The organism is Dactylosporangium thailandense, from assembly GCF_059739745.1.
On the sequence record NZ_AP029195.1, the window covers coordinates 3,035,899 to 3,048,981 of the forward strand.

Here is a 13,083-nt window from a genome sequence, read left to right on the forward strand (position 1 = left end):
ATGGGTAAGGCGTCCGCGCTGGAAGGCATCGAGATGCGGCGGCTTCGGCTGCCCCTGGTGTCGCCGTTCCGCACCTCCTTCGGCACCCAGACGACCAAGGACGTGCTGATCCTGCGCGCCGTCACCGCCGGCGCCGAGGGCTGGGGCGAGTGTGTCGCCGCGCAGCACCCGCTGTACGCCTCGGAGTACGTCGACGCCGCGATGATCACCCTGCGCGACTTCCTCGTGCCGGCGCTGCGCGACCTGCCCGCCGTCGACGTCAACCTCGTCGGCGCCGCGCTGGACCGCTTCCGCGGGCACCGGATGAGCAAGGCGGCGCTCGAGATGGCGGTCTGGGACGCCGAGCTGCGGAGCCTGGGGATGCCGTTGAGCCGCGCGCTCGGCGCCGTCCACACGTCGGTGCCGGCGGGTGTCTCGGTCGGCATCATGGACACCCTCGACGAGCTGGTCAGCGCGGTCGGCGCCTACCTGGCCGACGGGTACCGGCGGATCAAACTCAAGATCGAGCCAGGCTGGGACGTCGCGGCGGTGCGCGCGATCCGGGAAGCGTTCGGCGACATCGCGCTGCAGGTCGACGCGAACGCCGCGTACACGCTCGCCGACGTCGACCAGCTGCGGAAACTGGACGATTTCGACCTGCTGCTCATCGAGCAGCCGATGGCCGAGGACAACGTGCTGGGCCACGCCGAGCTGGCCCGCCACCTGCGAACCCCCATCTGCCTGGACGAGTCGATCACCTCCGCCCGGGCCGCGGCCGACGCGATCAGACTGGGCGCCTGCCGCATCGTCAACATCAAGGCCGGCCGGGTGGGCGGCTACCTCGAGGCCCGGCGCGTGCACGACGTCTGCCAGGCCCACGACGTCCCCGTCTGGTGCGGCGGCATGGTCGAGACCGGCCTGGGCCGCGCCGCGAACGCCGCCCTGGCGGCCCTGCCCGGCATGCGGCTGCCGGGCGACGTCTCCGCCTCGTCGCGCTTCTACCACCGGGACATCACCCCGCCCCTCGAACTCAGCGACGGCTACATGCCGGTCCCGCAGGGTCCGGGTCTGGGCGTCACCCCCGACCCCGAGGCCCTCGCCGCGGCAACGGTCCACACCGAGTGGCTACCCCTGTAGGTGGTGCCACCGCACCAGATGGGGCCGTCCGATAGTGTTGTCGCACAAGATCGGGTGATCAACCGTGGTTAGAATCATGGCCGTGGGCCGCCCGGAACAGCCGGAAGCGTCCGTCGTGGTGGACGGACCGTCGACCACGCTGGCCCGCATCCTGGAGGACGCGGGCCACACCCTGCTCCGCCCGGCGTTCGACGGCCAGGACCTCGACCGGATCGTCGACGGCCTGGTGATCTTCGACCCGGCCGACCAGGTCGCCTGGTCGCGGCGCCCCCTGGTGCTCGCCGTCGGCGTCCAGGCCGGTGAGCAGCTCACCGCGCTCCGCGAGCGGGTGGCCCGACAGGGCGGCGCGCTCATCGTCCACGAGAGCGCCGTCGCCTCGCTGGCCGGCCCGCGCACCGGCGCGCCGGTGCTCGCACTCGGCAACGAGAACTCCTGGATCCAGCTCGCCGCGACCCTCGCGCCGCTGGTGAGCGGCGCGTCCGGGCCCGCGCTCGCGGCACCGCTCGGCGGCGTCCCGACCGGCGACCTGTTCGCGCTGGCGAACGCCATCGCCGAGATCCTCGACGCGCCGGTCACGGTCGAGGACCGGGACTCCCGGGTGCTCGCCTTCTCGATCCGGCAGGAGGAGGCGGACCCGTCGCGCATCGGCGCGATCCTCAACCGGCAGGTCACACCCTGGGCCACGCAGGATCTCACCGAGCGCGGCATCTTCCGTCAGCTGTACCGCACCCAGGAGCCGCTTTTCGTCGATCCGCCCGTGAGCGGGTACGGCGGTTTCACGATGCCCCGCGTCGTGCTGGGCATCCGGGCCGGCGACGAGATCCTGGGCTCGGTGTGGGCCGCGGTCCCCGCTCCGCTCTCGGACGAGCGGATGCAGGCCTTCCGCGAGCTGCAGGGCACGATCGCCGTGCACCTGCTGAGCCACCGCGCGAACGCCAACGTGGAGCGCCGGATGCGTTCGGACCTCACCGCCCAGGTCCTGGCCGGCGGCCCGGAGGCGGAGGAGGTCGCGGCCCGGCTGGGCCTGCCCCGCCGCCCGATGCTGGTGCTCGCGGTCGCGCTGCCGGACGGCGAGGACGAGCCCGCACGCCTGCGCGGCGACCGCGCGGCCGAGTTGCTGCGCATCGGCGACGCGTTCGACATGCACCTCGGCACCAGCCAGCCGGGCGCCTCCGCCGCACTGGTCGGCGACATCGTGTACGGGATCGTTCCGCTGCCCCCGGCCGCCGACCCGAACTCGGACCGCGGCCAGCGCATGGCGAAGGACTTCCTCGCCCGGGTCGGGCGGCGCTCCGCCGCGGTGGTCGGGGTCAGCGCCGTCGCGCCCGACGCCTACGCCCTCCCGCGGGCTCGGGAGGAGGCCGACCGCGCGCTGCGGCTGGCCCGCGGCGCGCAGCAGGGCGACCGCGTCTGCTCGACGGTCGAGCACGCCTACGAGCTGCTCATGATGGAGATGGCCGACCTGGTGTCGGCGCGGGGGATGGGCCTCAGCGGTCCGCTCGCCCGCCTCGTCGAGCAGGACGAGCGCCACGGGTACCTGGTGCCGACACTGCGCGCGTGGCTGGACCACTTCGGCGACAACATCGCCGCCTCGGCGTCGCTGCACGTCCACCCCAACACGTTCCGCTACCGCCTGAAGCGGGTCGCAGAGGTCTCCGGGATGAACCTGGACGACCGCGACGAGCGGCTGTCGCTGATGCTGCAGTTCCGGCTCTTCATGCGCTCCTGACCGGCAGCCTCGTCGCGCGGCGCTACCCGGTGCCCGCGATTTCGTGCCGCGACACCAGCGCCGCCGCCCCCGAACTTGTGACGATCAGCGGTGTCCGGCACCGCGGCAGGCCCCACGATCAGCGGTGTCCGGCACCGCCGCGAGCCCCACGATCAGCGGCGTCCGGCATCGAGGCAACCGACGAGAGGACCGGTGTGAATCGCTATCTGACTGTCGAGGACATCCGGCGGATCGACGTACCCAGGCAACCGGCGATCAGCCCGGACGGCAGCGCCGTCGCCTACGTCGTGCAGACCGACGACCTCGACGCGGACCGCGTCGAGCAGACCCTGTGGCTGGTGCCCACCGGCGGCGGGAACCCGCGCCGCCTGACCGACGGCGTGGACGACTCCGCCCCCGCCTGGTCGCCGGACGGCCGGCTGCTCGCCTTCCTGCGCACCACCGACGGCCGGCCCCAGATCTGGCTGCTCGACGTCGGGACGTCCGAGGCGCGGCAGCTCACCCGCCGGCCCGGCGGAGCGGGCGCCCCGGCGTTCAGCCCGGACGGATCGCGGCTGCTGTTCACCGCGCCGGCCGACCCCGCGGAGTCCGAGGGCGCGTGGGCGTGGGGCGCCCCGGTCGTGAGCCGTCGCCTCGACTACTACGCCGACGGCGCCGGCGTGCTGAGCGCCCCGCGGCAGCACATCCACGTCGTCGACGCCGGCACGGGCGCATGCGAGCAGGTCACCACCGGCGCGTGGAGCGCATCCGGGGCGGCCTGGTCGGGGGACGGCGCCCGGATCGCCTTCTCCGCCGCCATGGCCGCGGACGCCGACCTCACCCGGCGGTCCGCCGCGTACGTCATCGACCTCGCCGACCCCGGACGGGTCCCGCGCCCGGCGGGCCCCGAATCCGGCAGCGCCGGGCCGCTCGCCTGGACCGCCGACGGCACCCGGCTGCTGGTCTGCGGCCACCCCGAGAGTCCCGCGCGCTTCACCGGCCTGCTCCTCGTCGACCCGTCGGACGGCACGGCCCGCAACCTCACCGAGCGGATGGACCGGCAGGTCATGTACGGCGCGCCCGGTTATCCCGGCTCGACGCCGCGCGTGGTGGCGCAGCTCGGGACGGTCGTGTTCTGCGTGCGCGAGGGCGGCTACGTCGTGCCGTACACCATGCCCGAGACCGGCGGCACCCCCACCGCGCTGCTCGCGGAGCCCGGCCAGAACGTCTCGAGCCTGAGCGTGGCCGGCACGCTGCTTGCGTTCCTCGGCAGCGGGCCGGACACGCTCGGCGAGATCTACGTCCTGGACCTTACGACCGGCAGGCCGACCCGGCTGACCAACCATCGCGAGGGGCTCGGCGACCGCCGTCTCGCCCCGCGCGCCGAGCGCACGTTCACCATCTCCGACGGGACGGCCGTCACCGGATGGCTCATGCGCGACCCGGACGCCACCGGCCCGCAGCCGCTGCTGCTGGACATCCACGGCGGCCCGCACAACGCCTGGAACGGCGCCGCCGAGGCCGTGCACCTGTACCACCACGAGCTCGTCGCGCGCGGCTGGATCGTGCTGCTGCTCAACCCGCGGGGCAGCGACGGCTACGGCGAGGAGTTCGCCCGCGCCGTGAGTGGCCGATGGGGTACCTCGGACGCCGCGGACTTCCTCGAGCCCCTCGACGAGCTCGTCGCCGACGGGCTCGTCGACAACGACCGCATCGCGGTGACCGGCTACAGCTACGGCGGCTACATGACCTGCTACCTCACCAGCCGCAGCGACCGGTTCGCCGCGGCCGTCGGCGGGGGCGTCATCAGCGATCTGCGCAGCGCCGCCGGCACGACCGACAACCGGCGCGCCCTGTCGACGAGCGAGTGGGGCGGCGCGTTCTGGGCCGACGCCGAGAACTACGCGGCGATGTCGCCGATCACCCGCGTGACCGATGTGCGCACCCCCACGCTGCTGCTGCACGGCGGTGCGGACGTCCGCTGCCCGCTCGACCAGGCCAGGCAGTGGCACACGGCCCTGCGCGAGCTGGGCGTGGAGACCGAGATCGTGATCTACCCGGGTGCGTCGCACAACATGCTGTTCAACAGCCCGCCCCGATTCCGGCGCGACTACAACGCCCGGGTCGTGGACTGGGTGACGAGGTACGCCGGCTGATGCGCGTCTCAGGGATCCTGGCGGTGCCCGGCATCGGCACCTACAGCAACGACGACCAGGCGGCGATCAAGGCCGGGGCGGTACGCGACGGCTACTTCTACGACGGCCCGCCGCTCACGCCGGGCTACCGCGCGATCCGCCAGCCCAGCGAGTCGCTGCAGGTTCTGCTCTTCCTCGACGACGACCGCGTGGCCGCCGGGGCCGGGGTGTCGGTGCAGTACGCCGGCGGCTCCGGGCGCGAGCCCGTCCTGCTGGCGGAGGCGGCCCGCGACCGCTGGCTGCCGGTGCTGCGCGACGTCCTGCTCGACGCGACCGTGGACTCGTTCCGGGCGACCTCCGCCCTGATCGCGCCGCTCGGGCTGCCGCGCGCGGTCGCGTACGGGGTCAGCCAGGCCCTGCTCGACGCGGCCGCGCACGCCACCCGGCGCACGATGGCCGAGGTGGTCGCGGCCGAGTACGGCGGCGCCGATCCGATCGGTCCGGTCCCGCTGCTCGCCCAGTCCGGCGAGGACCGGCGGGGCGCGGTCGACCGGATGGTGCTACGCCGGGTCGAGAGCCTGCCGCACGGGCTGATCAACAACGCCGATCTGCTCGTCGGTCCCGGCGGCCACCTGCTGCTGGACTATGCCGGCTGGGTACGCGACCGAGTGCTGGCGCGGCGCGCGGACGACGACTACCAACCGGTGATCCACATCGACTGCTACGGCACGCTCGGCGACGTCTTCCCTTCCACGACCGACGTGGCCGACTTCCTCGCCCGGCTGGCCGAGCAGTGCGCGCCGTTCCCGCTGCGCGTCGAGCAGCCGGTGCGCGCGGCATCGCGGGAGGCCCAGATCGACGTCCTCCTGCGCCTGCGCAAACACGAAACCGGCGTCCAGATCGTCGCCGACGAGTGGTGCAACACCCACGAGGACGTGCTGGCCTTCCTCGACGCCGGGGCGGCCGACATGATCCAGATCAAGTTGCCCGACGTCGGCAGCCTCGACGACGCCGTGCGGTCCGTCCTCGCCTGCAGGGCCGCGGGCGTCGCGGCGTACCTCGGGGGGTCGTGCACCGAGACCGACCTGTCGGCCCGCGTCGCCACCCACGTCGCGATGGGCGCGGGCGCGGACGTGCTGCTGGCCCGGCCCGGCATGGGCGTCGACGAGGCAGTGATGGTGACCAGGAACGAGATGGCACGCACCCAGGCGGTCATCGAGCACAGGAGCAGCCGTGACCGGACTCAGTGACATCAGGATCATCGCCGTCGAGCAGTACGGCGCCGGCCCGTTCGGATCGCTGCACCTCGCCGAGCTCGGCGCCGACGTGATCAAGATCGAGGACGCGCGCACGGGCGGCGACATCGGGCGGCACGTCCCGCCGTTCGCCGAGGACGACGACAGCCTCTTCTTCCAGAGCTTCAACCGCAACAAGCGCAGCATCTGCCTCGACCTCTCGGTTCCGGCCGGGATGGCGGTGCTGCACCGCCTCCTGGAGGGCGCCGACGCGCTCATGTACAACCTGCGCGGGGACGTGCCGGAGAAGCTCGGCCTCCGGTACGCCGACCTGAGCCACCTCAATCCGCGGCTGGTGGTCTGCTCGCTGTCCGGTTACGGGATGACCGGGCCACGGCGGGCGGAGCCGGCGTACGACTACGTCGTCCAGGGTCGCGCCGCGTGGATGGACCTGACCGGCGACCCCGCCGGACCGCCGACCAAGAGCGGCCTTTCGCTGGTCGACTACTGCGGCGGAGTCGTCGCGGCGATGTCGCTGCTGGCCGGGGTCCACGTCGCCCGGCGCGACGGCGTCGGCGGAGAGTGCGACGTCAGCCTCTTCGACACGGCGATGGCGATGCTCTCCTACCCGGCGACCTGGTTCCTCACCCGGGGGCACGAGACCCGCCGCAAGGCCCGCTCGGCGCACCCCTCGGTGGTGCCGTTCGGCGCCTACCCGACCGCGGACGGCTGGTTGATGCTCGCCTGCGTCAAGCCGGTGTTCTTCGCGCGCCTGACCGAGGTGCTGGGCATCCGTGAGGTCGCCGCCGATCCCCGGTTCGCGACGCTCGCCGGCCGCCAGGCGCACCAGGCCGAGCTGGACGCGGTGCTGGACTCAGCCCTGTCCCGGCACGGCACCGACCACTGGGTCGGCCTGCTGTCGGCGGCGGGCGTGCCGTGCGGCCCCGTCAACGGGCTGCGCGAGGCCTTCGAGGAGCCGCAGGCCGCGGAGCGTGGCCTGGTCGTCGACACCGAGCACCCCAGCTTCGGTACGGTGCGCCACGTGCGCACGGCGGGGCGCGCCTGGTGGGAGAACCCGGCGCCGGAGCGCGCGCCGGGCCTCGGCGAGCACCAGGACCAGATCCTCCGGGAGGAGCTCGGCATGAGCGCCGCGGAACTGGCCGACCTTGCGCGCGACGGCGCCTTCGGCGGTCAGCGGTGAGCGGTGCTCCCGCCGCAGTGGGGGCGCTCGCTGCCCGGCTGAACGCCTTCACTCAGCTGGTCGAGGACGGCATCGCGGCCGAGCAGAACGGCCCGCTGGCGGGCTGGACCGTCGCGGTCAAGGACAACATGGACGTCGCCGGGACGGTGCGCACCGACGGGCTTCGCGGACCGCATCCGCCCGTGGCGGTGACCGACGCGGAGGTGGTGCGCCGGCTGCGGGCCGCCGGCGCGCGGATCGTCGCCAAGGCGAATCTCGAGGAGATCAGCTTCGGCGCGACCACGCAGAACGACACGTGGGGCGCCTGCCGCAACCCGTGGGACCCGGACCGGATCCCCGGCGGCTCGAGCGGCGGGTCGGCCGTCGCGGTCGCCGCGGGCCTGGTCCGGCTCGCGATCGGCACGGACACCGGCGGCTCGCTGCGCAACCCGGCCGCGTTCTGCGGAGTGACCACGCTGCGCCCGAGCCACGGGCTGGTGCCGACGCTGGGCGTCACGCCGCTGAGTCCCAGCATGGACGTCGTCGGGCCGCTCGCGCGCAGCGCCGCCGAGGCCCGTGTCGCCCTGGAGGTCATGGCCGGCACGGGGTCGCGGCCGCTTCCGCCGTGTGAGCTGTCCAGCCTGACCGTGGCCGTGCCCGAGCAGTACTTCCTCGACGACCTGCAGCCCGCGGTCGCCGACGGCTTCCGCGACCTGCTCGACCTGCTGGGCGCGCACGGCGCGAAGGTCCGGCGGGTGGCCCTGCGCGACGTCGATCGGGTGCACCAGGCGATGGCCGCGCTGCAGAACTCCGAGGCGATCCGCCACCTCTGGCCGTACTGGCACGACGCCCGCGTCTCCGCCGGGATCAAGGGGCGCATCGACGCGGGCCGCCGGGTCACCACCGAGGAGATCGAGAACGCGCTCGCGGTGGCCTTCGCCTGGCGGGCCCGGGTCAGCGAGGTGCTCGCCGAGGCCGACGTCATCGCCGTGCCGGCCACGCCCTTCGTCGCGCCCGTCGCCGGGGACGGCGACCTCACCCTCGTCAGCCGCCGGATCAACCAGCTCACCGGCTGCTGGTCGCTCACCGGCCTGCCCGTCCTCGGCCTGCCGGTGTCGCCCTCGCCGGTCGGGCTGCCGGTCGGCGCACAGCTGGTCGGCCGGCGGGGCGCCGACCGGGCCCTGCTCGTCGTGGGCGAAGCCGTGCAGGCGGTCAGCGACTGGCACCGCCGCCGCCCGCCCGGCGCGCTACCCGACGACGCCTGGTAGCGCCGCGGCGACGTGCGCCTCCAGCAAGGGCAATGGCAGCTGCCCGGCGCCGAGCACCACGTCGTGGAAGCGGACCAGGTCGAAGCCGGCACCCTGCCGGTGCGCCGCCTCCCGCCGGATCCGCACGATCTCGAGCCGGCCGACCAGGTAGGCCAGGGCCTGGCCCGGCGTCACGATGTACCGGTCGACCTCCGCGTCCACGTGCCCCGGGCTCAGCGGCGAGTGCTCGGCGAGGAAACGCTTGGCCCGCTGCCGGCTCCAGCCCTTGGCGTGCAGGCCGGTGTCGATGACCAGGCGGCAGGCCCGCAGCGAGTCGAACGACAGCATGCCCAGCCGGTCCAGCGGGCCGCTGTAGAGGCCCATCTCGTCGGCGAGCCGTTCGGCGTACAGCCCCCAGCCCTCGAGGAAGCCGGTGACCGTGGTGGTGCGGCGGAACTCCGGCAGCTCGGTGAGCTCGGCGGCGAGGCCCATCTGCAGGTGGTGCCCGGGCACGCCCTCGTGGAAGGCGAGGGCCTCGACCTCGTACCGGGCCCAGGCCCGCGGATCGGAGACGTTGACGACGAACGTCCCGCCCCGCGAGCCGTCCTTCGGCGCGACCATGTACTGGCCGAGCGAGCCGCTCGTCGCCGCCTCGACCGCGCACGCGGCGCGCGGCAGCCGCCCGAACCAGTCCCGGGCACGGTCGCTCGCCCGGGCCACGGCGACCTCCGCGGCGCGCACGAGGCCGGCGGCGTCGTCGAAGTGCAGGGCCGGGTCGTCGCGCATCCGGGCCATGACGGCGGGCACGTCCGAGGTGCCGAAGACCTCCCGGCCGAGGGCGGCGTACTCCTCCTCCAGGGCCGCGACCTGGGCGAGCCCGAGCTGGTGGATGCGGTCGGGGTGCAGGTCGGTGGTGGTGTGCGAGCGGACCAGGGTGGCGTACACCCCCTCGCCGTCGTCGAGCCAGCACAGCCCGCACCGCTCGTCGGGCCGCGCGGACGGCGCGACCTCCCGCGCCAGCGCGTCGGCATAGTCGGCCAGCGCGGGGCGCACCACCTCGCCGACCGCCGCGCGCAGGCGATCCGTGCGTGCGGAGCGGTCGACGGCCAGCAGCGGGTCGTCGTCGAGCGGGGTGCGCAGCCACCTGCGCGCCCCGTCCACGGTGTCGGCCACCGCGAAGGCGACCGGGGAACGGCCGGCCGCGCGGCCGGCGGCGAGACGCTCCAGCCGGTCGCGGAGATTGCGCGCGAAGCCGTGGTACTTCTCCGGCAGGGCGCCGGCCACCTCGGCGGACGGCAGCGCCAGCTTGGCGATCCGGCCCGGGAACTGCGCCACCGGCCCGAAGAGCGGGTCGACGTCGAGCTCGGCGAACCGATGTCCGAGCACGTCGGCGCTGGTCGCGGCGTGCCAGGCGAGGACCGCGCCGTCCAGCGACGCGGGCGTGCCGTCCGGCGTACGGGCCAGCGCGGCAGCGGCCCGCGCCACCTCGCGTAGCTCGCCGAGCTGGGCCGCCTCGGCCGTCGCGCTGACGTCCTCGAAGTGCCCTGCCACCGAGTACTCACCGATCAGGTGCGCCCAGGTGGGCGCCGTGCGGTAGCGCAGCTCCTGGTACCGCTTGCCGAGGCTTTCGATGTCCACCAACCCGGGCCCCTCCGTCAATTGACCAATGTTTCACCTGGTCGCGTACGGTCTGACGAACGACGTTAAAGTGAGGGGCGACCGTGGGGCTTGGGTCTGGCCACGATCGAGCACGGGCACCTTTGTGGGCCTGGACAAGAATCACCGCCGCGCCGTGGCTTCAATCGTGGGTTACATCACCCGGCGCCGAGCTGGCTCGTCCCGCCGGCCGCAGAGGAAGTCACACGCCAATGGTCCATAATCGCCCGTTTCGCGTCTCGGTTTCCGTACTGTGTTCCACGGTCGCGCTGGCTGCCTGCTCCAACGGGGGCAGCACCGGCAGCTCCTCCGGCGACGACTACGCCGACGGCGGCTCGCTCACCATCGCGATCGACAGCGACCCCGGTGCGCTCGACCCGCAGCGCTCGGTCAACGGCATCAACAAGATGATGGCCGTCTTCGCCTACGACACGCCCGTCAAGCTGCTGGACTCCGGCGAGGTGGCGCCCGGCGTCGTCAAGTCGTGGACCGGCGACGGTACCTCCTACACGCTGACCGTCCGCGAGGGCGTCACCTGCTCGGACGGCTCGCCGATGGACGCGCAGACGGTGGCCGACAACATCAACTACGTGGCCACCAAGGCCAACGGCTCGCCCATGCGCGGCGCCGCCGTCCCCGCCGACGCCACGGCAACGGCCGACAAGGCCGCCGGCACCGTCGCGGTCAAGCTCACCGCGGGCGCACCCTTCTTCTTCCAGAACCTGGCCGAGCTGCCGTTGGTCTGCTCGGGCGCCATCAAGAACCGCGATACCCTGAAGGCCGCCTCGGCCGGCTCCGGTCCGTTCGTCCTCTCCGGCGTGCAGGCCGGCAACCAGTACACGTACACCCGCCGCGACGGGTACGCGTGGGGGCCGAACGGCGCCTCGACCGCCGAGAAGGGTCTGCCGGCGAAGGTGACCTTCAAGGTCGTGACGAGCGCGACCACGACGGCCAACCTCCTGCTGAGCAAGGGCGTCAACATCTCGTACCTGTCCGGTGCCGACACCCAGCGGCTCAAGGCCGCCAAGGTGTTCTCGGACGGCGCCAGCATCATCGACGACGAGCTCACCTTCAACCAGGCCGCCGGCCTGCCGACCGCCGACGTCAACGTCCGGCGCGCGCTCGTCGGCGCCCTCGACATGAAGGAACTCGCCCAGGTCTCCACCGGCGGCCTCGGCCAGCAGGCCAACGGCCTGCTGACCGACCCGAAGATCTGCAGCGGTGACACCGTCGCTCCGAACAAGCCGGCGTACGACGCGTCCGCCGCGGCCGCGCTGCTCGACCAGGCCGGCTGGACGGCCGCCGGCGGAGGCACCCGGGCCAAGGACGGCAAGCCGCTCGAGGTCGCGTTCGTCTACGACAACGAGGACACCACGACCGCCGCGACGGCCGAGTACATCGGCCAGAAGTGGACGGCGCTGGGCGTCAAGGTGGACCTCAAGGGCCAGTCGTTCAACGCGCGGTCCGAGGTCGTCTTCGGCGGTAAGGGCCCGTGGACCGCGACCCTCATCAGCCTCGGCGTGTCCAACCCGGCCACGCTCGTGCCGTTCTTCTCCGGCGCGACCCCCGCGCAGGGCGGCGTCAACTACGGCTCGATGCACAACGACGTCTACGACAGCTCGATCAAGGCGGCGCAGGCGAAGTCCGGCACCGGCGGCTGCGCCGACTGGAACGCGGGCGAGGGCGCCCTGATCAAGAACGCGGACATCACGCCGATCGCCGTCACGCCCTACCTCTACTGGGGCAACGGGGCGAAGTTCGACGTCGTCGCCCGCGTGCTGGAGCCCACCTCGCTGCGGGTTCTGCGCTAGGCCCGGCGGGGAGGATGGGAGGTTCTGTGAGGTCGTCGTTGCGCACCAGACACCCGTGGCTGGTCTTCCTGATCCGCAGGCTGGGGAGGTTCGTGGTCTCGCTGGCGGTCGTCGTCACCGCGTCGTTCGCCATGGTCCACGCGCTGCCGGGCGACCCGGTCCGCGCAGCCCTGGGCCTCATGGCGCCGCCGGAGACCGTCGCGGCCACCCGGGAGCGTCTCGGGCTCGACGAGCCGCTGTGGCGGCAGTACCTGGACTACCTCTGGAACCTCCTCCACCTCGACCTCGGCACTTCCCTGGACACCCAGACGCCGGTGCTGGAGAGGATGGCGCAGTTGGTGCCCGCGACCCTCCAGCTCGGCCTGACCGCGTTCGTGGTCTGCCTCGCGGTGGCGATACCGGTGGGCCTGCTCCTCGGTATCGCCACCCGGGACGGCCGGGGCCGCGGCCTGCATTTCGGCTTCGGCGGCGTGACCGGGCTCGCGCTCTCCGTGCCGGACTATCTGGTGGCGGTCGGACTCGTGTTCGTCTTCGCCGTCTCCCTCAAGGCACTGCCGGTCGCGGGCCTGTCCGGTCCCGAGTCCTTCGTGCTGCCGGTGACCGCCCTCGTCGTGGGGCCGGCCGCCTACCTGGCACGGATCGTGCGGGCCGAGACCCAGCGGGTGCTCGGCGAGGACTACATCCGGGCGGCGCGCGCGAAGCGCCTCCCGGCCCGGCTGATCTACCTGCGCCACGCGCTGCCGAACACGCTGACCCCGACCCTGACCGTCTCCGGCATGATCCTCGCGTCGATGGTGGCCGGCACGGTACTTGTGGAGAACGTGTTCGCCTGGCCCGGCGTCGGCGCCGAGCTCGTGCACTCGGTGCTCGCCAAGGACTACCCGGTCGTCCAGGCGGTCGCGCTCTTCTTCGGCGCCGGCATCCTGCTGATCAACCTCGCGGTCGACATCGTGATCGCCGTCATCGACCCGCGCTCGACGATCAAGGAGAGCTGA

General features: G+C 73.3%; 9 protein-coding genes. 8 read left to right on the forward strand and 1 reads right to left on the reverse strand.

Annotation, left to right across the window (positions count from 1 at the left end):
- From menC to AC6JBM_RS13720, 6 genes are all read left to right on the forward strand, one after another.
- Positions 1–1,116, forward strand: a complete 1,116-nt coding sequence (gene menC, locus AC6JBM_RS13695; RefSeq protein WP_497983983.1) for an o-succinylbenzoate synthase — start codon at positions 1–3, stop codon at positions 1,114–1,116.
- Positions 1,117–1,198: 82 nt separating this feature from the next.
- Positions 1,199–2,845, forward strand: a complete 1,647-nt coding sequence (locus AC6JBM_RS13700) for a PucR family transcriptional regulator (RefSeq protein WP_497983984.1) — start codon at positions 1,199–1,201, stop codon at positions 2,843–2,845.
- A 194-nt stretch (positions 2,846–3,039) separates the two neighbouring features.
- Positions 3,040–4,980: a S9 family peptidase gene (locus AC6JBM_RS13705; RefSeq protein ID WP_497983985.1), complete on the forward strand. Its 1,941-nt coding sequence runs from the start codon at positions 3,040–3,042 to the stop codon at positions 4,978–4,980.
- Positions 4,980–6,209, forward strand: a complete 1,230-nt coding sequence (locus tag AC6JBM_RS13710) for a methylaspartate ammonia-lyase (RefSeq protein WP_497983986.1) — start codon at positions 4,980–4,982, stop codon at positions 6,207–6,209. Before AC6JBM_RS13705 ends, AC6JBM_RS13710 begins: the two co-directional genes overlap by 1 nt.
- Entirely contained in the window at positions 6,193–7,395 is a 1,203-nt protein-coding gene (locus tag AC6JBM_RS13715) for a CaiB/BaiF CoA transferase family protein (RefSeq protein WP_497983987.1), read from the forward strand. The genes AC6JBM_RS13710 and AC6JBM_RS13715 overlap by 17 nt, the downstream gene beginning before the upstream one ends.
- Before the next feature lie 17 nt (positions 7,396–7,412).
- Entirely contained in the window at positions 7,413–8,642 is a 1,230-nt protein-coding gene (locus AC6JBM_RS13720) for an amidase (protein WP_497983988.1), read from the forward strand.
- Here AC6JBM_RS13720 and AC6JBM_RS13725 read toward each other — a convergent pair.
- Positions 8,622–10,259, reverse strand: coding sequence for a DUF885 domain-containing protein (locus AC6JBM_RS13725; protein ID WP_497983989.1), 1,638 nt, complete (start codon positions 10,257–10,259; stop codon positions 8,622–8,624). The two genes, AC6JBM_RS13720 and AC6JBM_RS13725, sit on opposite strands and share 21 nt — an antisense overlap.
- A gap of 230 nt (positions 10,260–10,489) precedes the next feature.
- On the opposite strand from AC6JBM_RS13725, the gene AC6JBM_RS13730 reads away from it, so the two are divergent.
- Both AC6JBM_RS13730 and AC6JBM_RS13735 read left to right on the forward strand, forming a co-directional pair.
- Complete coding sequence (locus tag AC6JBM_RS13730; RefSeq protein ID WP_497983990.1) at positions 10,490–12,088, forward strand: ABC transporter substrate-binding protein; 1,599 nt, start codon at positions 10,490–10,492, stop codon at positions 12,086–12,088.
- Between the two features lie 26 nt (positions 12,089–12,114).
- Positions 12,115–13,083, forward strand: a complete 969-nt coding sequence (locus tag AC6JBM_RS13735) for an ABC transporter permease (RefSeq protein ID WP_497983991.1) — start codon at positions 12,115–12,117, stop codon at positions 13,081–13,083.

Excerpts from the sequence above, each read along its gene's own strand:
- AC6JBM_RS13710 (WP_497983986.1), top strand. The coding sequence starts at position 4,980 with ATGCGCGTCTCAGGGATCCTGGCGGTGCCCGGCATCGGCACCTACAGC.
- AC6JBM_RS13730 (WP_497983990.1), top strand. The coding sequence starts at position 10,490 with ATGGTCCATAATCGCCCGTTTCGCGTCTCGGTTTCCGTACTGTGTTCC.
- menC (WP_497983983.1), top strand. The coding sequence starts at position 1 with ATGGGTAAGGCGTCCGCGCTGGAAGGCATCGAGATGCGGCGGCTTCGG.